Genomic DNA, 22,825 nt, shown 5'->3' with positions numbered 1-22,825 from the left:
GTGGCGAGCCATCGGCTCTTCCAGCATCGTTTTTCTGCACCCGCCGCGCAAACCAGCACCTCGGGTATCGATAATCGCTACCCATGAGCACCACTGCCGACCTCGTCATCGCCCTCAAGAAGGAACTCAAGGCCGCCCAGATGACCTATGCCGACCTGGCGCGCGCCCTGGGCATGGCCGAGTCCAGCGTCAAGCGCATGCTGGCCAAGGGCGACATGCCGCTGTCGCGCATCGATGCCATCTGCCGCGCGCTGAGCCTGGACTTCGCCGACCTGGCGCGCCGCGTGGCCGACAGCCAACCGCTGCTGCAGGAGATGACGCCCGAGCAGGAGAACGCCGTGGTCGCCGACCGCAAGCTGCTGCTGATGGCCATCTGCGTGCTCAGCCAGTGGACGCTGGAGCAGATCGTGGCCACCTACCGCATGACCGAGGCCGAAGGCATCCGCTACCTGGCCCAGCTGGACCGCATCGGCATCATCGAACTGCGCCCCGGCAACCGCTACCGGCTGCGCCTGGCCAAAACCTTCCGCTGGCGCGCACGCGGGCCGGTGATGGAGTACTTCCGCGAGAACGCCGTGCTCGACTACTTCGGCGGCGGCTTCGACCAGCCGGGCGAAGGCATGCTGATGGTGCACGGCTCCATCGGCCGGCACCTGGCGCCCAGCTTCGTGGAACGCATACAGCGGCTGGCCCATGACTTTTCCCAGCAGCACCTGCAGGACCAGCGCCTGCCGCCGGGCCAGCGCGAGGGCTACACCCTGGTGCTGGCCATGCGCAGCTGGGAATTCACGGCGTTCACGGCGCTCCGAAGAGGCACTGTCTGACGGCGGCTGCAGGACGGCAGCCTGCGCTGCAGCGCCTGGCAACAAGGCTTCACCAAGGCGATACACAAGATTGCAAGACTTCGCGGCGCGGCAACCCGGGATTGACGATGGAGCTGCACCATGCAGTCATGGATTCCTTTCACCAGGACTCCAGCCCGATGAACCAAGGACAAGGAGCCGCCATGATTTCCCTTCGCACACCGCTGATCGCCGCCACCCTGGCCCTGGCCGGATGGGCCGGCACCGCGCAGGCCCAGGCCAACGTGACCTATGCGGCGCCGGGCGCCGCCATCTCGGTCCAGTTCGGCGCGCCGCCTCCCATGCGCTACGAGGCGGTTCCTGCACCGCGCCGCGGCTACGTCTGGGCTCCCGGCTACTGGCGCCCGCAGGGCCACCGCCATGCCTGGGTGGCCGGCCACTGGGTCAAGGCGCGTCCCGGCTATGTGTACCGCCAGCCCGTGTGGTCGCAGCAGGGTGGCCGCTGGGGCTACGCACCCGGCCGCTGGGACCGTGACCGCGACGGCGTGCCGGACCGCCATGACCGTCGCCCCAACAACCCCTACCGCCATTGATGGGCGCTTGCGCCCGGCATGAAGCCCGCCCCATCGGCGGGCTTTTTGCTGAGCGCTGTGGCCATGCCCACACTGGCTTCATACCAACATATGCATATAAAAGTGGCTCATTAAGTTCTCAGGAAAATATGGGAATTGATTCACCGGATTTCCCTGCACACCATGCGCCCCTCGTTTTTCCGCTCCTGGATTCCCGCCGCCGCCGCGGCCCTGGCCGTCTTCGGCTCCACCGCAGCGGTGGCAGCCGATTCGGCGGCTTCGTGGCCGCACCAGCCCGTGACCATGATCCTGGGCTTCCCGGCAGGCTCGGGCGTGGACGTGATCGCGCGCGGCGTGCAGGAGCCGCTGTCCCAGCGCCTGGGCCAGCCCCTGATCATTGACTACAAGTCGGGAGCGGCCGGCAACATCGCCAGCGAGATCGTGGCGCGCGCCAAGCCGGACGGCTACACGCTGGCCTTCGGCACGGCCGCCACGCACGGCAGCAATGCCGCGCTGTACAAGAAGCTGCCCTTCGACGTGGAAACCGACTTCGTGCCGGTGGCGCCGCTGATCGATGTGTCCAACGTGCTGACCATCAATCCCAACGTGATCAACGTCAAGAACCTCAAGGAGTTCGTGGACGAGATCAAGGCCAACCCCGGCAAGTACAACTACGCCTCCACGGGCAACGGCGCGGGCACGCACATGGCCTTTGCCGAGTTCAATGCGCGCCTGGGCCTGAACATGGTCCACGTGCCCTACAAGGGCGGCCCCGAGGCCATCACCTCGGTGCTGCGCGGCGAGACCTGCTGCATCATGAACCAGGTCCAGACCGTGCTGCCCCACTACAAGAGCGGCAAGGTGCGCCTGCTGGGCGTGACCACGGCCAAGCCCGTGGAAGTCATCAAGGAAGTGCCCACCATCGCCTCCAGCGGCCTGACGGGCACCAAGGGTTTCGACAGCTCGATCTGGTTCGGCATCTTCGCGCCCAAGGGCACGGACCCGGCCATCGTGGCCAAGCTCAGCCAGGCCGTGCGCGAGGTGCTGGAGCTGCCCGAGGTGCGTGCGCGCTTCGAGTCCCAGGGCAATGCCATCCGCATCGAAACGCCCGAGCAGTTCAAGAAAACCGTGCACAACGACCGCCTGAAGTGGGCACAGGTGGTCAAAGACGCGAAAATCAGCATCGATTGATGCCGCGCGCGCCCGCAGGCCCTGCCCCGCTGGCGCGCCTTTCCTCGTGAGTTCCTGGTGAGTCTATGTCCCTGACCGAACCGGCAGCCCCGGCCCCTGCGGGCCTGGCTGCCCTTGAAGAACGCCTGCGCGACGACCTCGTCGCCCTGGGCTGGCCTGCCAAGGCCTGGATTCCTCCCTCCACCCGCGACGGCCAGCCCGTGCACGATGTCCTGGTCATCGGCGCCGGCCAGGCCGGCCTGGCCCTGTCGGCCGCGCTGTCCCAGCTGGGCATCGCGGCCGTTTTGCTGGACAAGGCCCCGCTGGACTTCGAAGGCCCCTGGGCCACGACGGCGCGCATGGAAACCCTGCGCTCGCCCAAGGAGCTGACCGGCCCCGCGCTGGGCCTGCCCTCGCTGACCTTCCGCGCCTGGTTCATCGCCCAATGGGGCCGCGAAGCCTGGGCCGCGCTGGACAAGATCCCGCGCCTGCAGTGGATGGACTACCTGCGCTGGTACCGCCGCGTGATGCGCTGCGACGTGCGCAACGGCCACCAGGTCACGGCCATCCGCCCGCAGGCCGACGGCACGGTCGAGGTCGATGTGACGGCCGATGGCGCCTCGCGCACCTGGCTGGCGCGCCGCGTGGTGCTGGCCACGGGCCGCGACGGCCTGGGCGGCCCGCAGATCCCCGCCTTCATGCAGGGCGTGGAGCGCAGCCGCTGGGCGCACTCCTCCGACGTGCTCGACTACCGCCGCCTGGCCGGCCTGCACGTGGGCGTGGTGGGCGCGGGCTCCTCGGCCATGGACAGCGCGGCCACCGCGCTGGAGAACGGCGCCGCCAGCGTGGACCTGCTGGTGCGCCGCAGCGACCTGCCGCGCATCAACAAATCCAAGGGCTCGGGCACGCCCGGCCTCACGCACGGCCAGTTCCTGTTGCCCGACGCCTGGAAATGGCGCATACGCCACTACATCAACGTGCAGCAGGTGCCACCTCCGCACGGCAGCACGCTGCGCGTCTCGCGCCATGCCAACGCCCACTTCAACCTGGGCTGCGCCGTGCAGAAGGTGGAGCAGGACGGAGACAGGCTGCGCGTGGACACGCCGCGCGGCGTGTTCGTGCTGGACTTCCTGATCGTCTCCACCGGCTTTGCCATCGACTGGCGCCAGCGCCCCGAGTTCGCCGACCTGGCGCCCCATGTGCGCATCTGGAGCGACCGCTTCGTGCCCGAGGCGGGTGCCGAGGACCAGGAACTGTCGGACTCGCCCGACCTGGGCCCGCTGTTCGAGTTCCAGGAAAAGACGCCCGGCGCCCTGCCCGGCCTGGACCATGTGCACTGCTTTTGCTATCCGGCCGCGCTGTCGCACGGCACGGTGTCGGGTGATATCCCCGCCATCAGCGACGGCGCGCGCAAGCTGGCCCAGGGCCTGGCCTCGCTGTTCTACCGCGAGGACCTGGAACACCACTACGCCCAGCTGCAGTCCTATTCCGAGCCAGAGCTCGACGGCAGCGAATGGACGACCGCCGACCCCGAAGCCCGCGTGCGGGCCCTGGCAGACAAGACCTGAGATACCCATGACCACCGCCAACGACACCATCGACCGCCTGGCCGGCCTGACCGACCTGTCCCCCGTTTTCGCCACGCGCCGCCAGCGCGACAAGGTAGCCATTGCCACCCAGGCCTGCGAGGACCTGCTGCTGGGCGACGGCCTGGCCGACAGCCTGTCCCGCGCCGAGCGCCTGGTGCTGGCCAGCGAGCAATGCCGCGTCAGCGGCGTGCAGGCCCTGGCCGATGAATACCGCCAGCGTGCCGAGTCCCTGGGCGATGCCCTGACGCCCGCGCTGCGCACCGTGCTGGCCCAGCCCGGCGCCCAGACCGGCAATGCGCGCCTGGATGCGGCCCTGCACTTCGTGCGCACCCTGGCCCTGCACCCCGCCGAAAGCGACCGCGCCGCCCTGCTGGCCATGCCCGAGTCCGGCCTGTCCATCGACGACACCGTGCTGGTGGCCCAGCTGGTGGGCTTCATCGCCTACCAATTGCGCCTGTTCGCGGGCGTGCAGGCCATGGACGCGCTGGGCGGCCAGGCCAGCGCACCGGCTGCCGAAGCCGCCGCCGCACCCTTCGTGCACCCCGCCAACCTGCCGCCACCGGGCGAGCCGCTGCGCCGCAACGGCTACACCAGCGAAACGCTGGACTGGACGTCCTGGCTGCCCGTGCTCGACCCCGCCACGGCCACGGCCGAGCAGCAGGCCGTGCTGGACCTGAGCCACCCCAAGGCGCGCACTTCGGACTTCTACCTGCTGCTGGCCCGCCAGCCGCGCGTGCTGTCGGAGCGCTCGCAGGCCTTCAACGCCATCATGTATGCACCCGGTGGCCTGTCGCGCGCCGAGCGCGAGGTGGCGGCCACGGCCGTGTCGCGCTCCAACGGCTGCGTGTACTGCGCATCGGTCCACGCCCAGCGCTTCGAGCAGCTGGCCAAGCGCAACGATGTCATGGCCCAGATGTTCGATGACCCCGACACGGCCGGCACCAATGCGCGCGAACGCGCCATCATCCAGTCCTCGCTGGCGCTGACGCGCGCACCCGGCAGCTTTGGCGCCGCCCAGCTGCAGCCGCTGCGCGATGCCGGCCTCACCGACCAGGAAATCCTGGACATGCTGCATTCGGCCGCGCTGTTCGGCTGGGCGAACCGGTTGATGCTCAATCTCGGGAAAGAGAAGTACATCACCCCCTGAGGCGCTTACGCGCCTTCCCCCTCTCTCGCTACGCGGGAGGGGGACGACACCCTCGCGGCGGGGCGGCCCTTGCTCGGTGTCCCTGACTTGGGCCGCGCCAGTTTCATGCGCTGTGCATTAAGACGCGGCGCTTCACCTCAGTACACATCCCTGCGGTAACGACCTTCGACGATCAGGTCTTCGACGGCGGTAGCGCCCAGGATGTCGGCCAGCGCGGCATCGACGCCTGCGGCCATGCCGTCGGCGCTGCCGCAGACGTAGAGCACGGCGCCCTCGGCGATCCAGTCGCGCAGGGGTTCGGCGGCTTCGCGCAGGGCGTCCTGCACGTAGCGGCGCCGGGCCTGGTCGCGGGAGTAGATGAAGTCGGCGCGCTGCAGCTTGCCTGCGGCCAGCCAGCCGGAGACCTCGGCCTCGCAGTACCCGTCATGGGCCCGCTGGCGCTCACCGAACAGCAGCCAGTTGCGGTGGCGGCCTGCGTGCATGCGCGCCAGCAGGTGGCCGCGCAGGCCGGCATAGCCGGAGCCGTTGCCGATGAAGATGGCCGGCGCATCGGGCTCGGCATCTGCCTCTTCACGCGGCTCGAAGGCGCGGTTTTCCACCAGTCTCATGGCCACGGATGTGCCCTGGGCCGCATGCGCCGTCAGCCAGCCCGAAGCCACGCCCAGGCCGCCGTCATGGCGGGCCTGGCGCACCAGCAGCCGCACATGGCCGTCCTGCGGCAGCGAGGCGACCGAGTAGCTGCGCGGCAGCAGTGGCCGCAGCGCATCGGCCACGGCCTGGGGCGCGGTGCCGGGGGCGATGTCGCCCGGGGCCGGCAGCACGCTGGCGGCCAGCGCCTCACCCAGCGTGCAGGTCTGCTGGCGCCATTGCACGGGTGCCGAGCCGTCACATTCCTGGGCGGCCAGCCAGGCCTGCACGGTGGCTGCGCCATGGCGGGGCAGCACCTCGGCCAGCGCACCAGCCCGCCACAGCGGGGCCACGCCTTCGGGCGGTGCCAAGTCCAGCACATAAAGCCCTGCGCCCTGGCTGCCCGCATTGCACAGGCTGCGCGCCTGCAGCGGCCATGCGGCAAAGGCCGTGGCATCGGCCAGCGGGCCTGCAGCGGACGCAGGCAGCGCATCCGATGCAGGCGGCAAGGCCCCGAAATGCCCAGCCAGCGCCTGCTGCCAGGCATTCCAGGCCTGGGGTTGCTCGCCATCCATCTCGATCAGCGGAAACACGGGCTGCGCGCCCAGGCGGCGCAGTTGGTGGTCCAGCGCATGACCAAAGCCGCAGAAAGCCGCGTACTGCCGGTCGCCCAGCGCCAGCAGGCCGTATTGCAGGTGCGGCAGGGCCGAGCCCGAGGCCGCGCCCAGCAGGCGCGCAAAGCGGCGCGCGGCATCAGGCGGGTCGCCTTCGCCGAAAGTGCTGGCCACGAAGAGCACGCGCCGGTGGTGGCGCAGTTGCTCGGCATCCAGCGCCGCCACGGATTGCAGGCTGGCCGCCATGCCTGCACCGCGCAGCGCGGCCACGGTGGCCACGGCCAAGCGCTCGGCGCGGCCGGCCTGGCTGGCAAAGGCGACCAGCACGGTGTCCTGGCCCGCAGACGTGGACGGTGGCGGCTCCTTCATCAGCGCCTGGCGCTCCTTGGCCAGGGCGCGCGCCTTGCGCCGGCGGTCCAGGTAGAGCATCCAGCCCGTGATGGCGAACAGGGGCATGATCAGCGAGGCCAGCGTCATGAAGATGCGCCCCGGCATGCCGAAATAGGTGCCCATGTGCAGCGGGTAGATGGCGCCCACGGCGCGGCGGCCCGTGGGCAGGTCGGCATAGCGTTCGTCGCGCTGCACGGCGCCGTCGGGCAGCAGGGCCATCTGGTTGCGCGCGCGCTCATGGGCGGCATCGGCATCCAGCCAGCTGATCTGCAGGGGCTGGCCCGCGCGCTCGGGCAGGCGCAGCTGGGCGAACTGCCAGCCATGGGCGATGCGCTCGAAGGCGGCCCAGCCGGGCGCGATGTCGATGGACTGCTGCGCGCCAGCCGGCTCAGGCCGGCCGTCACCGGGTTTCGAGGACGGCGCCGCGGGAGCGGCCACACGCGGCGGCACGCCGGCCCAGCCATCCACCGTGCTGCGCACCACGCCAAAGGCCCAGTACATGCCGGTGCAGGTGAACACCACATAGGCCACCAGGGCCCAGGTGCCCGCCACCGAGTGCAGGCCCCAGAGAAAGGAGCGGCCCTTGAGCGCCGGATCGAAGGTCAGCCATGTGCGCCATGACAGCGGCCGGCGCGGCCAGCGCAGGTACAGGCCCGACAGCGACAGCATCAGCAACAGGCCGGCCAGCGTGCCCGTGATGGGCTTGCCGTCATCGCGCGACAGCAGCAGCCAGCGGTGCAGGCGCTCCACCCATTCGAAAAACTCCGTGCCGTGCTGCTCAGGCAGCTGCGCGCCCGTGTAGGGATCGACAAAGACCGTCTGGCCCCGGCGCTGGCCGGCCGGCGGCTTGAAGGCCACCTGGGCCGAGCGGCCGGGCTCGGCAAAGACGGTGATGCGCTGGACCACGCGCTGCTCGCCGGCCTCGCGCAGCGCCTGCGCAATCTGCGGCGGCGCCAGCGGCGCGGCATCACGCGCGGGCACGGAGGCCGTGCCGGGATTCATCCATCCCAGGATCTCCTCGTGGAACGAGAACACCGCGCCCGACAGCCCGATGACGATGAGCACCGTACCGGCCGTAATGCCGACGAACCAGTGCAACTGGAACCAGATTTTCTTGAAAGTCATGGGGAGCAGGCGAGCAGGCGACGTCGGTCGGAAATCCATTGCGGTGCGCAACGGAACATCAGGACAGAACGGTGCATGGAAGGCAGGCGGGCAGAGATGAAAGTGTGCGGCACCTGTGCATCGGCCCCGGGCGGCGTTGGCCGGGACTTGTCGACGGAAGGCGCCAATCAGCGAGAAATTCTAAATTGTTCTCATTTACGGCGTGTTGCACGCGCGATAGGCCCGCAAGGCGGCCTGGGGTTACGGGTAGGCTTGAGCCGCCGGGATGCAACGCCTGCGCCCAATGGAAATCGCCTGCCGAAACTGGTTCGGCAGGCGATGGTTCAGCTCCTCTTCAACCGTGTGTCAACCGCGTCTGCGGCGCAGATTCCACAGGCCTGCAGCCAGCATCAGCAGCATGGCCATGGCGAGCATGCGCGGTTCGAGCGCAGGAATCGGCGTGGCATCCGGTGCCGCACCCACACGCGCCGGACCGCTGGGATCCACGATCACGCCATTGGCTGCGCGATCGTCATCACCCTGGCCGCCATCGGTGACCACCACCGAGGTCGTATTGCCCGACACCACCGCACCCGGAGGCTGATACCAGGAGTCCGCCGCCCCTGCGGACGCTGGACCGAACTTCCAGTACGCCATGCCGGTCACCGGACCCGGCCAGGTGACGCTGACCGTGATCGAGCTGCTGGCCGTACAGCCCCGGGCCACGAAGTGCACATTGCCGTACGGGAAGCTCAACTGGCCCGGCGCACCCGCCGCAGCCGCGACGAAGGACGACTGCGACACATCGAACCCGCAGCCCGCGCCACCACCGCTCAAGGTCGCCGTGGCGTTGCCTGCCCCGGTGGCTGTCGGACCCGTGAAGGTCGTTCCGAGCACGTTGAGCGAAGTCGTTGTGGCAGGTCCGGTGTTGCCATTGCCAGGATTGGTCTGGGTCGCGCTGATCGTGTGCAGACCCGGCGTCGGCAAGCCGCCGCCTGGCGTGCAGCTCCACGTCTGATCGGCCGCGACGATTGCCGTACACAGTGTCGTCGAGCCATCCTTCACCGTGATCGTGTAGCCCGGCGTGCCGGTGCCGGATATCTGCGGATAGCCTCCCACCGTGGTCGGCGAAACCGTCAGCGTCGGAGCCACCGGCACCTGCGTGCTGGGAGTGACCGGCGTTGCTGGTGTCGATGCACAGTTCACAGTGCAACCTGCCGTCGGATTGACCGGGCTGATGCCACCCGACGGATCGTAGGAAGCCGTGTTCGTGCTCGACCCCACAGCCGTCGGCACAGCCGGCAGATTGAAGCTGGTGTTGCCTCCCGCTGCCACTGCCGCAGTGAAGTTCACCGTGCAAGACAGGATCGCCGTGCCATTGCCCACGAAGGGGAAGGTATTGGGCATGCAGGTCGCACTGGCCACGTTTGCACCGGTCGGCACGCCCGTGATGCTGATACCCGCAGGCACCAGGTCCTTGATGGTCACGCTGTTGGCGGGACCAAAGGCACTGGCCGCATTCGCTACCGTGAAGGCGTAGTTGAACGGCGTGCCCACAGCCAGGCTGCCGGGGTTGGCCTTGGTGACCGTCAGCGCAGGAGTACCAGGGGTCACCGGCGTGGAAGGCGTCGATGCGCAATCCGTCGTGCAACCGGCCGTCGGATTGACGGGGCTGATGCCGCCCGACGGATCGTAGGAGGCCGTGTTGGTGCTCGAACCCACAGCCATCGGAACAGCCGGCAGGTTGAAGCTGGTGCTGCCACCGGCCGCCACTGCCGCAGTGAAGTTCACCGTGCAAGACAGGATCGCCGTCCCATTGCCCACGAAGGGGAAGGTGTTGGGCGTGCAGGTTGCACTGGCCACGTTTGCACCAGTCGGTACGCCCGTGATGCTGATTCCTGCCGGCACCAGGTCCTTGATGGTCACGCTGGTGGCAGGACCGAAGGCACTGGCAGCGTTGGACACGGAGAACGCGTAGTTGAACGCAGTCCCCACGGCCAGACTGCCAGGGTTGGCCTTGGTGACCGTCAGCGCTGGCGTACCAGGTGTCACCGGCGTGGAAGGCGTCGACGCGCAGTTCGTCGTGCAACCCGCCGTCGGATTGACGGGGCTGATGCCGCCCGACGGATCGTAGGAAGCCGTGTTGGTGCTCGAACCCACAGCCGTCGGCACAGCCGGCAGGTTGAAGCTGGTGTTACCACCGGCCGCCACTGCCGCAGTGAAGTTCACCGTACACGTCAGCACGGAGCTGCCGTTACCCGCAAACGGGAAGGTGTTGGGCGTGCAGGTCGCACTGGACACGTTCGCGCCGGTCGGCGCACCCGTGATGCTGATCCCCGCAGGCACCAGGTCCTTGATGGTCACGCTGGTGGCGGGACCAAAGGCACTGGCCGCATTGGACACGGAGAACGCGTAGTTGAACGGCGTGCCCACAGCCAGGCTGCCGGGATTGGCCTTGGTGACCGTCAACGCAGGCGTGCCAGGCGTGACTGGAGTCACCGGTGTGGAAGCGCAGTCTGTTGTGCACCCTGCCGTCGGATTGACAGGGCTGATGCCGCCCGCCGGATCGTAGGAGGCAGTGTTCGTGCTCGAGCCCACAGCCGTCGGCACAGCCGGCAGGTTGAAGCTGCTGTTGCTGCCAGCTGCCACCGGTGTGGTGAAGCTCACCGTACAAGACAGGATCGCCGTGCCATTGCCCACGAAGGGGAAGGTGTTGGGCGTGCAGGTCGCACTGGACACGTTCGCGCCGGTCGGCACACCCGTGATGCTGATCCCCGCAGGCACCAGGTCCTTGATGGTCACGCTGGTGGCGGGACCAAAGGCACTGGCCGCATTGGACACGGAGAACGCGTAGTTGAACGGCGTGCCCACAGCCAGGCTGCCGGGATTGGCCTTGGTGACCGTCAACGCAGGCGTGCCAGGCGTGACTGGAGTCACCGGTGTGGAAGCGCAGTCTGTTGTGCACCCTGCCGTCGGATTGACAGGGCTGATGCCGCCCGCCGGATCGTAGGAGGCAGTGTTCGTGCTCGAGCCCACAGCCGTCGGCACAGCCGGCAGGTTGAAGCTGCTGTTGCTGCCAGCTGCCACCGGTGTGGTGAAGCTCACCGTACAAGACAGGATCGCCGTGCCATTGCCCACGAAGGGGAAGGTGTTGGGCGTGCAGGTCGCACTGGACACGTTCGCGCCGGTCGGCACACCCGTGATGCTGATGCCTGCAGGCACCAGGTCCTTGATGGTCACGCTGGTGGCAGGACCGAAGGCACTGGCAGCGTTGGACACGGAGAACGCATAGTTGAAGGGCGTGCCCACGGCCAGGCTGCCAGGGTTGGCCTTGGTGACCGTCAACGCAGGCGTACCTGGCGTGACCGGAGTCACCGGTGTGGAAGCGCAGTCTGTCGTGCAACCTGCCGTCGGATTGACCGGGCTGATTCCACCCGACGGATCGTAGGAGGCAGTGTTCGTGCTCGAACCCACAGCCGTCGGCACAGCCGGCAGGTTGAAGCTGGTGTTGCCACCCGCTGCCACTGCCGCCGTGAAGTTCACCGTACACGTCAGCACGGAGCTGCCATTGCCCGCAAACGGGAAGGTGTTGGGCGTGCAGGTCGCACTAGCCACGTTTGCACCAGTCGGCACGCCCGTGATGCTGATGCCTGCCGGCACCAGGTCCTTGATGGTCACGCTGGTGGCGGGGCCGAAGGCTCCAGCCGCATTCGCTACCGTGAAGGCGTAGTTGAACGCAGTTCCCACAGCCAGGCTGCCCGGGTTGGCCTTGGTGACCGTCAGCGCAGGAGTACCAGGGGTCACCGGCGTGGAAGGCGTGGAAGCGCAGTCTGTCGTGCACCCTGCCGTCGGATTGACCGGGCTGATGCCGCCCGACGGATCGTAGGAGGCCGTGTTCGTGCTCGAGCCCACCGCCGTCGGAACAGCTGGCAGGTTGAAGCTGGTGTTGCCACCCGCTGCCACTGCCGCAGTGAAGTTCACCGTGCAAGACAGGATCGCCGTACCATTGCCCACGAAGGGGAAGGTGTTGGGCGTGCAGGTTGCACTGGTCACGTTTGCACCAGTCGGTACGCCCGTGATGCTGATACCCGCAGGCACCAGATCCTTGATGGTCACGCTGGTGGCAGGACCGAAGGCACCGGCAGCGTTGGACACGGAGAACGCGTAGTTGAACGCAGTTCCCACAGCCAGGCTGCCCGGGTTGGCCTTGGTAACCGTCAGCGCAGGCGTGCCAGGCGTGACCGGAGTCACCGGTGTGGAAGCGCAGTCTGTCGTACACCCTGCCGTCGGATTGACCGGGCTGATGCCGCCCGATGGATCGTAGGAGGCCGTGTTCGTGCTCGAGCCCACAGCCGTCGGCACAGCTGGCAGGTTGAAGCTGCTGTTGCTGCCAGCTGCCACCGGTGTGGTGAAGCTCACCGTACACGTCAGCACGGAACTGCCGTTACCCGCAAACGGGAAGGTATTGGGCGTGCAGGTCGCACTGGCCACGTTTGCGCCGGTCGTCACGCCCGTGATGCTGATGCCCGCAGGCACCAGGTCCTTGATGGTCACGCTGGTGGCGGGGCCGAAGGCACCGGCAGCGTTGGACACGGAGAACGCGTAGTTGAAGGGCGTGCCCACAGCCAGGCTGCCGGGATTGGCCTTGGTGACCGTCAGCGCAGGAGTACCAGGGGTCACCGGCGTGGAAGGCGTCGATGCGCAATCCGTCGTGCAACCCGCCGTCGGATTGACGGGGCTGATGCCGCCCGATGGATCGTACGAGGCTGTGTTCGTGCTCGAACCCACCGCCGTCGGCACAGCCGGCAGGTTGAAGCTGGTGTTGCCACCCGCTGCCACTGCCGCAGTGAAGTTCACCGTGCAAGTCAGCACGGAGCTGCCATTGCCCGCAAACGGGAAGGTATTGGGCGTGCAGGTCGCACTGGCCACGTTTGCGCCGGTCGGCACACCCGTGATGCTGATCCCCGCAGGCACCAGGTCCTTGATGGTCACGCTGGTGGCAGGACCGAAGGCACCGGCAGCGTTGGACACGGAGAACGCATAGTTGAAGGGCGTGCCCACGGCCAGGCTGCCAGGGTTGGCCTTGGTGACCGTCAACGCAGGCGTACCCGGTGTGACCGGAGTCACCGGCGTAGAAGCGCAGTCTGTCGTGCAACCCGCCGTCGGATTGACCGGGTTGATGCCACCCGCTGGATCGTAGGAAGCCGTGTTCGTGCTTGAGCCCACAGCCGTCGGCACAGCCGGCAGGTTGAAGCTGCTGTTGCTGCCAGCTGCCACCGGGGTGGTGAAGCTCACGGTGCAAGACAGGATCGCCGTGCCATTGCCCACGAAGGGGAAGGTATTGGGCGTGCAGGTCGCGCTGGCCACGTTTGCGCCGGTCGGCACACCCGTGATGCTGATGCCTGCCGGCACCAGGTCCTTGATGGTCACGCTGGTGGCAGGACCGAAGGCACTGGCGGCATTCGCTACCGTGAAGGCGTAGTTGAACGGCGTGCCCACAGCCAAGCTGCCGGGGTTGGCCTTGGTAACCGTCAACGCAGGCGTGCCAGGGGTCACCGGCGTGGAAGGCGTCGATGCGCAATCCGTCGTACACCCCGCCGTCGGATTGACCGGGCTGATGCCGCCCGACGGATCGTAGGAAGCCGTGTTCGTGCTCGAGCCCACAGCCGTCGGCACAGCCGGCAGGTTGAAGCTGGTGTTGCCACCCGCTGCCACTGCCGCAGTGAAGTTCACGGTGCAAGACAGGATCGCCGTGCCATTGCCCACGAAGGGGAAGGTGTTGGGCGTGCAGGTCGCGCTGGCCACGTTTGCGCCGGTCGGCACACCCGTGATGCTGATGCCTGCCGGCACCAGGTCCTTGATGGTCACGCTGGTGGCAGGACCGAAGGCACTGGCGGCATTCGCTACCGTGAAGGCGTAGTTGAAGGGCGTGCCCACAGCCAAGCTGCCGGGGTTGGCTTTGGTGACCGTCAGCGCAGGAGTACCAGGCGTCACCGGCGTGGAAGGCGTCGATGCGCAATCCGTCGTGCAACCGGCCGTCGGATTGACCGGGCTGATGCCGCCGGACGGATCGTAGGAGGCCGTGTTCGTGCTCGAACCCACCGCCGTCGGAACAGCTGGCAGGTTGAAGCTGGTGTTGCTGCCAGCTGCCACCGGGGTGGTGAAGCTCACCGTGCAAGACAGGATCGCCGTGCCATTGCCCACGAACGGGAAGGTGTTGGGCGTGCAGGTCGCGCTGGCCACGTTTGCGCCGGTCGGCACACCCGTGATGCTGATACCCGCAGGCACCAGGTCCTTGATGGTCACGCTGTTGGCAGGACCGAAGGCACTGGCAGCGTTGGACACGGAGAACGCGTAGTTGAAGGGCGTGCCCACAGTCAGGCTGCCAGGGTTGGCCTTGGTGACACTGAGGTTCACCACGCTCACAAAATGAATTTGTGCGGCGCTTGGCGAATACGCGTTTGCTCCCACGGTGAACGTGCCACCCAGAGTTCCTGCAGGAATGCTGGTGGCGATGCTGTAGGTACCACTTGCTGTGCTGGTGGCAGTGATCGAGCAGATGCCCAGAGTTGCGCCACTTGTTCCAGTGGTGCACGTGGCCGACGCACCTGCCGCGCCACCGTTCAGCTTCACGCCGGCAGCACCGGCAAAGGTGACGACCTCGCCGCCCTTGGGATTGCCACCGGCATCGCGCACATACGCTTCCACCACATCGGTTGCCGTGCCATTTGCCGCCGCGTTGTCGCTCACGACACGCAGGCCCGAATTGCTTGCCGAGGCATTGCCGGCGACAAAGGCCATCGATTGCGGGCTGTTGCCGATGGCAGTTGCACCCACCGTGGCGGCAGCCGAGTAAGTCGATGCGGTCACGCTGGTGAACGACACCGAGCAGGTCGCCGCCGCACCCGCAGTCGTGCAACTGGCGGTGGCAGGCGCCGCTCCGGCAGGCGTCACGCTGAAGTTCACGGCAACGCCGGTGACTGGATTGCCGAACGCATCCTTGGTGACCACGGAAACGACGTCCTGGCCGCCACCGGCTGCCTGGTTGTTCACGTCGACCGACATGGTCGAATTGGCGGGATCGACGGCACCTGCCGTAAAGACATAGGCAGCCGTCGCACCGTACGTATTGCCACCGGAGCTGACGCCGCTGCCGCTCAATGCGCCGCTCGCGATGCTTGCGCCGGAAGTGTAGGAACCCGCGACGGTTGTCTTGGCGGTGACCTGGCAGGTACCGGCCGCATTGGTGGTGCAAGTACCGCTGAAGGTGATGTTTGCGGTGGGAGAGAACGTGACAACGCTTCCGGCCACCGGATTGCCGTTGACATCTCCCACAAACGCTTCAAGCACATCTGTCGCCGAGCCATTGGCCGTGGCCGGACTGCTGACGGTACGTACCCCCGACCTGGCGGGGTCGGCGGCATTGGCCGTGAAGTTGATCACGGCCGGACTGCCGTTTGCCACGCTCTGGGTGGTGGTGCCGTTGTTGTCCGTGGCTGTGAAGCTCGCCGCACCCGCCACGGTGGATGTCACCGTGATGGAGCAGCGCGCTGGATTCGCATTGGCCGCAATCGTGCAGGAAGTTGCCGACGGCGTGCCGGCGCCGGTATGGACAAAGCCGATGGTGTGGGCGACCGTATCGACGGTTGCATTGCCATTGGCGTCCTGCAGTGCAACGGTCACCGTGCCGGTGCTCGTACCGTCGGCCATCACCGAGAGCGGCGTGGCACTGAGCAGATTGCCACTGGCTGTATTGCTGGGCGGCCCGGCAATGAAGTTGACCGATACCGGACTGCCATTGCTCACGGCCGTTCCGTTGTCCGTTGCCGTGAAACTTGCAGTGCCGACCGTGGCCGATTTCACCGTCACGGAGCAGGTGGCCGGATTGGCGTTGGCCGCGATCGTGCACGTGGGTGCGGCCGGCGTGGTCGTGCCCACGCCCGTTTTGGTGAAGACAATCGTGTGCGCCACCGTATCCGTGGCGGGATTACCATTGGCATCGCGCAGGGTCACGCTGATCGAGCTCGTGGCAGTGTTGTCTGCGACAACGCTGAGCGGACTGGCACTGATCAGGTTTCCATTCGCGCCATTGCTGGGCGGCCCGGCCGTGTAGTTCACCACAGCCGTAGCCGTGGCGGCCGAGCCATTGATGGTGAAACCAAAGGTGCCACTGCCGACTGCGGTAGGTGCCGTGACGGTTGCCGTGTAAACCCCTGCGCTGCACGAACCCGCGCCGACCGCAGGCGAGCCCTGTGTTCCGCTGTTCAGCGTGAAGGCCACCGTATTGGCACAGGTCGCAATCGAATTGCCTGACGCATCCTTGAGCTGCGCCGTCAATGTGCTGGTTGCGGTGCCATTGGCAATGATCAAGGTCGGACTCGCAACGATGGTCGAGGCGCTGGTACTTGGCGGACCCGCCGTGTAGCTCACTGAAGCCGTAGCAACTGCGGCAGAGCCGTTGATGGTGAATCCGAAGATCCCGCTGCCGACCGCCGTGGGCGATGTGACGGTGCCCGTATAGATGCCGGCAGTACATGAGGCCGCGCCCACACTCGGCGTTCCCTGCGTTCCGCCGTTCAGGGTGAATGCCACCGTGTTCGTGCAGGTGTTGATCGGATTGCTGCTGGCATCGACCAGTTGCACGCGCAGCACGCTGGTGGAGCTGCCGTTGGCCACGATCGATGTCGGTGTGGCGACTATCGTGGATGCACTCGTGCTCGGCGTTGCGGCCACATAGGAGACCGTTGCGGTGGCAACAGCCGCAGACCCGTTGATGGTGAATCCGAAGGTTCCGCTGCCGACCAGCACCGGCGATGTCACCGTCCCCGTGTACATGCCGGCACTGCAGCCCGTGACGCTGACGGCAGGAACGCCTTGCGTCCCCGCATTGAGGGTGAAGGCCACCGTATCGGTACAGGTGGTGACAAGGTTGCCTAAAGCATCCTTCAACTGCACGGCCAAGGTGCTGGTGGAGACGCCGTTGGCCGCAATCGATGGCGGACTCGCGGCGATTTCAGACCCGCTCGTGCTGGCCGGCAGCCCGGTGAAGCTGTAAGCAACCGGCGAAGGCTGATAGGTCACTGCGCCAGATACCGGACTTCCACCCAATGGAAGATTGGAGAACGTGGCACCAGCGACTGACGACGACAAGGTCACGGGTGTGGTGAATGTTCCGGCGACACTGCTGCTGGCATTGATGGGAGACGCGCACTTTCCGCTGGAGTTGGTCGTGCAGCTGACTGCGGCGGAGCCGCCATTGAACGTGACACCTGCAGGCGGCGCTGCGAAGGTGACGGTGTCACTGCCCCCTGTCCAGGCATTGCCTTGGCCGTCAACAATGTAGACCTCCAGCAAGTCGCTGCTGCCGACAGGTTGATTGTTGGTCGTCGCCAGAACGCCGGATTTCAAGGCACAGGGAAAACCGGTGACGCTTGCCGCCGTTGAAAGCTGCGAGGTCTGGGCTCCACCGGAATTGCTGTCCGTCACTGTGACCCGCACCTGGCCGCTGAGATACGAAGGAACGGTCAGCGTTCCCGAGGCTCCGGCCATGGTTTCGGAGCCCAGATAGACCTGCGCATCGTTGACGCCCGCGCCGGTCGGCGACCAAAAGGCTTCCACCGTATACGGTGCCGGCTCGCTCGCATTGGCATTTGCCGTGATATTGAATGTCCAGGTGCAGGCGGCGGTGTCACTGGCGCCAACGCCAAGGGTGGGGGTCCATCCGGTTTGTCCATTGCCCGTCGTCAGCAAACTGATGCCTGAGTTTGCAGCCACAGGCACGGAAAACAGCGTGTTCTGAGAAATCTTGAAGAAATCACGCGTAGTGATACGAATGGCACTTCTCGACTGGCTTGTCATCTTGTTGTTGCCAATCAATCCTGGTGCCGTACCCGTACCACCGATATTCACCCCGTCCCCGCCGCCAGTGAAGTTGTTATCGGTCACCGTCACTACCTGCGTCGTGCCTGAGGCTGCCGTATTCACCGTTGGTGCCGACACATGCGTTGGCGATGACCCGGTATAGGCGGCGATAGGCAGCGAGAAGGTATTACCCGTCACGGCCAGACCAATTCCATTGGCCAGGCTGATCGTTCCATCAACCGACACCACGGCCCTGGGCGCATTTCCACCAGTCGGGCTCAGTGCGATATTCGAATTTTTGATCGTCAATCCGTTGACGGTCATGTTCGACATGACCTGGAAAAACTGCTCGAGCTGCATTCCCCCGATAGGGTTGGGCAGATTCGTTACCGTGAAATTATCGACAACGATGTTGGAAACCGTGCCTGTACCGTTGCTTGCGGCAACGGAAATGGCCGAGCCCTTGTTATTGCCGTAATTTCCATTCCATATCGCGGAGTTGATTGTGCTATTGGCAAAGAATACGTTTTGTGCGCCTTGATGAATCTCCGCGTACAGCTCGCAGTTGAACGGCGTCCCCTCTCCCGCAGGGGTTGGCGCCACATTCACCAGACCGACGCGATCAATGATGACATTGTTTGCTGAGGAGCCAACGACGAATACCGCTTCGCCACAGGTCATGTTGGGCGAATTGGTGAGAGTGATATTCTTCCCACCAAGATAAAAGGTTTCCCAGGCGGAGTCCGCCCAGTTCTGGACTTGTATGACTCCCCCGAAATCGATGGTCAATGAGCCCGTGCCGGCTGGCACGGTGCCTTTGATCCAGTACCAGGCGCCACCGGCACCAGTGGTGGTGCCCGTATCGCCGCCGCTGATCATCTGGGTTTGACCACAGGCATTGGTGGCTCCCGTCACGGCGCCGGACTGGGCTCCGCTGACGAATGTGTTGGCACAGCGCACGTAAACCGTCTGATTGTCGATATACGGATGGAGGTTTCCGGCCGCATCCTTGGATGTCCCGCTCTGTATGGTTCGTACCGACGTAGTCAGTGTCGGCGCAAAGACGATGGAAACATCGGCACTCGGATCCAGCGTTTGCAGCGTGTAGTTGGCTGCCTGAATGGCCGCTCGCAGCGTACATGCGCCAGCAAAGGTACCCCCCAGCGTGCTGACACAGGTGGTTGGTGTCGTTGCATTGGCATTTGGAGCGTCGCTGTTGTCGGTGACCGTGAAAACGATGGTCGCCGCGAGTGCCGTGGATGAAATACCGGCGCACGAAAGCAGCAGCAACGAGAACAAGTACCTCGCTGCACGCCATTTTCGTAAAAACACCGAACCAGGCAGGCGATCAAGAACGCGCATGATATTCCCCATTTTTTCAAGGAAATCAGACAGGAAAATATTTTCCCCAATGGCAATGGCCATCAGTTGTACCCAGCGCATTTGCATCGCCGCACCTCGGATAGTTCTATTTGAGTCAAGAACTCACAACTCACCTTGCAACCGGTGACATTGGAAGTAACAGGGTTTCGCGCAGATCCTGCGCGTCAATCAAAAAAGGTGGATTTCCATCAGCGCTTGCGCACTGCTCCATTGCCCATTGAGCCGGGCACAACTTCAGCCGGGTTTGCGATGCAAATCATTTTTTTCCTCCCTCAACGAACCATATTCACCGTGCTTGTATTTTTTCCAGTGGCGGGCCAGTTTCCATAGACCTTCACCTGTGCAACGGTAAGTCGCCTATCCGACAGATATACAACTCATGGTTAACCCATGCAGGTCCAATCGACCAGAACATGCACTGACAAACCACTGCACACATCGATAGGCTAAATCATGTTTTTTTCTATTTCAATAGTTTTTTTACATGGAATCGGAGACTCGTGCCAGCGCTACGAGGGAGGCGCTTGAGCGATCTAGGGAATACCCTGAATCAGCCACACCACATACAGGTAGTAACTGGTGGTATCCCCAGTACGACTGGAACCGGCTGCGCAAGCCACATAGAATCGCCCCTGCAGGAGAGCAGGCGGGCACCACGGTGCCGAGCCTCACCGAAGGCGCAAACTCCCATACACGCTCAGGTTCCGTACTGCAAACACAACATGCCGTCTGGAGAGCCGCCGCACGCAATATGCGGCGCACCGAAGGAGCAAGCCCCGTTCCCATGGACGGCGGTGAATCTCTCAGGTACCAAGGACAGGGGGAGCGGCAGCTGCGTCACGACGGACGCCGGCTGCTTGCTATTGAATCCATAGCTACCAGCTTCCGCGGGACCGGCACATGCCTTTGAAAGGGCATTGTCATGCGCGTTATCGTTCTCGGAGCCGGCCTGATCGGCACCGCCTCGGCCTACTATCTGCAATCTCTCGGTCATGAAGTGACCGTCATCGACCGTCAGGCTGCGCCCGGCGCCGAAACCAGCTTTGCCAACGGCGGGCAGATCTCGGTCAGCCATGCCGAACCCTGGGCCAACCCCGGCGCACCGCTGAAGTTGCTGGGCTGGCTGGGCCGGCAGGACGCCCCCCTGCTGTTCCGCCTGCGCGCCGACATGCGCCAGTGGCTCTGGGGCCTGTCCTTCCTGCGCAACTGCACGCCCGCGCGCACGCGCCACAACATCCAGCAGATCGTTCGCCTGGGCACCTACAGCCGAGAGGCTCTGCAGCAGCTGCGGTCGGACACCGGCATCCAGTACGAGCAGCGCATGCAGGGCATCCTGCACTTCTACACGAACGCCCGCGAGTTCGAGGGCGCGCTCAAGCCCACCGAGCAGATGCAGGCCCTGGGCTGCGACCGCCGCCTGATCGACGCCGACGAAGCCGTGCGCCTGGAGCCGGCCCTGGCCCATGTGCGCGGGCAGATAGCGGGCGCCACCTATACGGCCGAGGATGAATCGGGCGACGCCAACCTCTTCACGCGCGAGCTGGCACGCATTGCCACCACCACGGGCGTGCAGTTCCGCCACGGCCACCACGTCATGGCGCTGCGCACCACGGGTGCGGGCGCAAGCCGCCATATCGACCATGTGGAGGTGACCAATGCCGATGGCCGCTACGAACGCATCCAGGGCGACGCCTATGTGCTGGCCATGGGCTCGTTCAGCCCGCTGCTGGCCCAGCCGCTGGGGCTGCACCTGCCCATCTACCCGGCCAAGGGCTACTCTGTGACCCTGCCGGTGCTGGACCCCACCAAGGCCTACCAGGTCAGCCTCACGGACGATGAGTTCAAGCTGGTGTTCTCGCGCTACACCGGCGCGCAGGGCGACCGCCTGCGCATTGCCGGCACGGCCGAGTTCAACGGCTACGACCGCAACCTGGACCCCGTGCGCTGCGAGGCCATCGTGCGGCGCGTGCAGCAGCTGTTCCCTGGCGCCGGCGATACCGGGCGCGCCCAGTTCTGGAGCGGCCTGCGCCCCGCCACGCCCAGCAATGTGCCGCTGATCGGACGCTCGCCCATCGCCAACCTGTTCCTGAACACCGGCCACGGCACGCTGGGCTGGACCCATGCCTGCGGCTCCGGCATGGCGCTGGCCGACCTGGTCAGCGGCAGGCAGCCGGCCGTGGATTTCGATTTTCTGGGAGCCGCAGCCATGGACCCGGATCGCAGCGCAGGCACGGTGCGCCCGCGCGCGGTCTGAGGTGCAGACGGTGTGTACCGTGTGTACGGCGTGTACGGCGTGTACGGCGCCTAGGCAGTGAACACCGTCAACACCCCGGCGAAGCGGTGCAGGCGGGCGTCCATGATCTCGGCTTCGGCGACGAAGCCGATCAATGGCACATCGCCCAGTGCGTGGCGCAGGGTGCGCAGTTCGGCATCGGGGCCGCCGAACAGGCCGCCGCCGCGGCCCCGGCAACTGATGTAGATGGCGCCACGGATGCGGGGCTGTGCCTCGCCTTCGGGCGCCGCCTCCTCGGGCTCCGCCGCATCGCGCAGCGCGGCGCCCAGTTGCAGCAGTTCCTGGCGCGCGACCTGGGCCTGGCGGCGGCAGAAGATCACCGAATGCCCGGCCTCCACGGCCGATGACAGGGCCACGCCCTGGCGCAGCGGGTCCAGCCCGACCAGGGTCAGCACCTGGGCCTCTTCGGTGAGCACGCCGTGGGCCATGCCCCGGCCCGGCGGCGCAATGGCCGCCAGCGTGCTGCGCACCGTGGTCAGCGCGGGCTGCCAGTCGCTGCCTTCCAGCTCCACGCCCAGTAGTTGCAGCAGGCGCTGCAAGGCCGGATCGCCATTGAGCCCGGTGACCAGGGCGCCGCGCGCCTCGGTGATCTCCAGGCCCTCGCCCAGCGGCACGCAGCCCTGGGCCATGCCCGTGATGCAGGGCACGCCCGCACCGAAGGCCACGCCCGAGAAGCCTCCGCTGAAAATGCCGCGCGCATCCGCATGCTGCGCATGCAGGTCCTCGGTGCGGCAGGCGATCTGCACGCCCTCCACGCCATCGTCCCCGTCATCGCCCACGCCGCCGAACAGCAGGCCGGACTCGGTGCGCTCGGACAGCTCGTACAGCAACTCGGCCAGCTCGGGCTGGCCGCCTCCGGCATGGACCAGGGCCGAATGGGCCGTGAACCCGGCCTCGCCGCCCGGCGCATGCAAGGGCGCCAGGCCCGAATACAGGCGGTAGTGCGCGGCCGGCACATCGAGCAGCATCACCGCGAGCGCGGAGCCGGACAGGTATTCATGGGACATGGCCAGCACGCCACCGGCCGAGCAGCCAGCCCAGTCCGCCACATGGGGCAAGGCCCTGGCCAGATGCTGCAGCAGCGGCCTTGCATGGGCGGCATGCGCGTGGGACAGGTACACCAGGCCCAGTCTGGGCCGCTGCACATGGCCCGGATCGGCCATCTGCGAGCGCAGTTGCAGCAGCACCGCATCGGCCGCGGCGCGCCAGTCGGAATGGCTGGCATGGCCTACAGGAAACAACGACATTCCAACCTTCTTTCTAGCCCTGCCA

Annotated in this window: 9 protein-coding genes and 1 riboswitch; of the genes, 6 read left to right on the top strand and 3 right to left on the bottom strand. The window is 66.1% G+C overall.

Features of this window, described 5'->3' with window-relative positions:
- Window positions 1–83: 83 nt before the first annotated feature.
- The 5 genes from CLV01_RS02765 to CLV01_RS02745 all read left to right on the top strand — a co-directional run bounded on the left by CLV01_RS02765 (window position 84) and on the right by CLV01_RS02745 (window position 5,281).
- Complete coding sequence (locus tag CLV01_RS02765; protein WP_012202467.1) at window positions 84–824, top strand: helix-turn-helix domain-containing protein; 741 nt, start codon at window positions 84–86, stop codon at window positions 822–824.
- A 182-nt stretch (window positions 825–1,006) separates the two neighbouring features.
- Complete coding sequence (locus tag CLV01_RS02760) at window positions 1,007–1,396, top strand: YXWGXW repeat-containing protein (protein ID WP_013800295.1); 390 nt, start codon at window positions 1,007–1,009, stop codon at window positions 1,394–1,396.
- 162 nt (window positions 1,397–1,558) lie between these two features.
- Window positions 1,559–2,566 (top strand): Bug family tripartite tricarboxylate transporter substrate binding protein, encoded by a 1,008-nt coding sequence (locus CLV01_RS02755; protein ID WP_034368821.1) that lies wholly within the window; start codon window positions 1,559–1,561, stop codon window positions 2,564–2,566.
- A gap of 65 nt (window positions 2,567–2,631) precedes the next feature.
- A complete protein-coding gene (locus CLV01_RS02750; protein WP_099732441.1) occupies window positions 2,632–4,113 on the top strand; it encodes a SidA/IucD/PvdA family monooxygenase in 1,482 nt (493 codons plus the stop codon).
- Window positions 4,114–4,120: 7 nt separating this feature from the next.
- Window positions 4,121–5,281, top strand: a complete 1,161-nt coding sequence (locus CLV01_RS02745) for a CMD domain-containing protein (RefSeq protein WP_099732442.1) — start codon at window positions 4,121–4,123, stop codon at window positions 5,279–5,281.
- Between the two features lie 137 nt (window positions 5,282–5,418).
- On the opposite strand, the gene CLV01_RS02740 is transcribed toward CLV01_RS02745, so the two are convergent.
- Both CLV01_RS02740 and CLV01_RS02735 read right to left on the bottom strand, forming a co-directional pair.
- Window positions 5,419–8,037 carry a PepSY domain-containing protein gene (locus CLV01_RS02740; RefSeq protein WP_099732443.1) on the bottom strand — a complete coding sequence of 873 codons (2,619 nt, stop codon included), beginning with the start codon at window positions 8,035–8,037 and terminating at the stop codon, window positions 5,419–5,421.
- A gap of 345 nt (window positions 8,038–8,382) precedes the next feature.
- Entirely contained in the window at window positions 8,383–19,326 is a 10,944-nt protein-coding gene (locus tag CLV01_RS02735; RefSeq protein ID WP_099732444.1) for an invasin domain 3-containing protein, read from the bottom strand.
- Window positions 19,327–19,979: 653 nt separating this feature from the next.
- Window positions 19,980–20,090: riboswitch (glycine riboswitch) on the top strand.
- A gap of 92 nt (window positions 20,091–20,182) precedes the next feature.
- Between CLV01_RS02735 and CLV01_RS02730 the strand changes: the two genes are divergently transcribed.
- A complete protein-coding gene (locus CLV01_RS02730; protein WP_099732445.1) occupies window positions 20,183–21,514 on the top strand; it encodes a D-amino acid dehydrogenase in 1,332 nt (443 codons plus the stop codon).
- A gap of 50 nt (window positions 21,515–21,564) precedes the next feature.
- On the opposite strand, the gene CLV01_RS02725 is transcribed toward CLV01_RS02730, so the two are convergent.
- A complete protein-coding gene (locus tag CLV01_RS02725) occupies window positions 21,565–22,800 on the bottom strand; it encodes an FIST signal transduction protein (protein WP_099732446.1) in 1,236 nt (411 codons plus the stop codon).
- Window positions 22,801–22,825: the final 25 nt, after the last annotated feature.

Origin of the sequence: Delftia sp. 60 (assembly GCF_002754395.1) — a bacterium.
Lineage (GTDB): Bacteria > Pseudomonadota > Gammaproteobacteria > Burkholderiales > Burkholderiaceae_C > Comamonas > Comamonas acidovorans.
This window is presented reverse-complemented; position numbering and strand designations above follow the sequence as displayed.

What these genes read in the sequence shown, in the direction of transcription:
- CLV01_RS02765 (WP_012202467.1), top strand. Translation starts at nt 84, where the DNA reads ATGAGCACCACTGCCGACCTCGTCATCGCCCTCAAGAAGGAACTCAAG.
- CLV01_RS02760 (WP_013800295.1), top strand. Translation starts at nt 1,007, where the DNA reads ATGATTTCCCTTCGCACACCGCTGATCGCCGCCACCCTGGCCCTGGCC.
- CLV01_RS02755 (WP_034368821.1), top strand. Translation starts at nt 1,559, where the DNA reads ATGCGCCCCTCGTTTTTCCGCTCCTGGATTCCCGCCGCCGCCGCGGCC.
- CLV01_RS02750 (WP_099732441.1), top strand. Translation starts at nt 2,632, where the DNA reads ATGTCCCTGACCGAACCGGCAGCCCCGGCCCCTGCGGGCCTGGCTGCC.
- CLV01_RS02745 (WP_099732442.1), top strand. Translation starts at nt 4,121, where the DNA reads ATGACCACCGCCAACGACACCATCGACCGCCTGGCCGGCCTGACCGAC.
- CLV01_RS02740 (WP_099732443.1), bottom strand. Translation starts at nt 8,037, where the DNA reads ATGACTTTCAAGAAAATCTGGTTCCAGTTGCACTGGTTCGTCGGCATT.
- CLV01_RS02735 (WP_099732444.1), bottom strand. Translation starts at nt 19,326, where the DNA reads ATGCAAATGCGCTGGGTACAACTGATGGCCATTGCCATTGGGGAAAAT.
- CLV01_RS02730 (WP_099732445.1), top strand. Translation starts at nt 20,183, where the DNA reads ATGCGCGTTATCGTTCTCGGAGCCGGCCTGATCGGCACCGCCTCGGCC.
- CLV01_RS02725 (WP_099732446.1), bottom strand. Translation starts at nt 22,800, where the DNA reads ATGTCGTTGTTTCCTGTAGGCCATGCCAGCCATTCCGACTGGCGCGCC.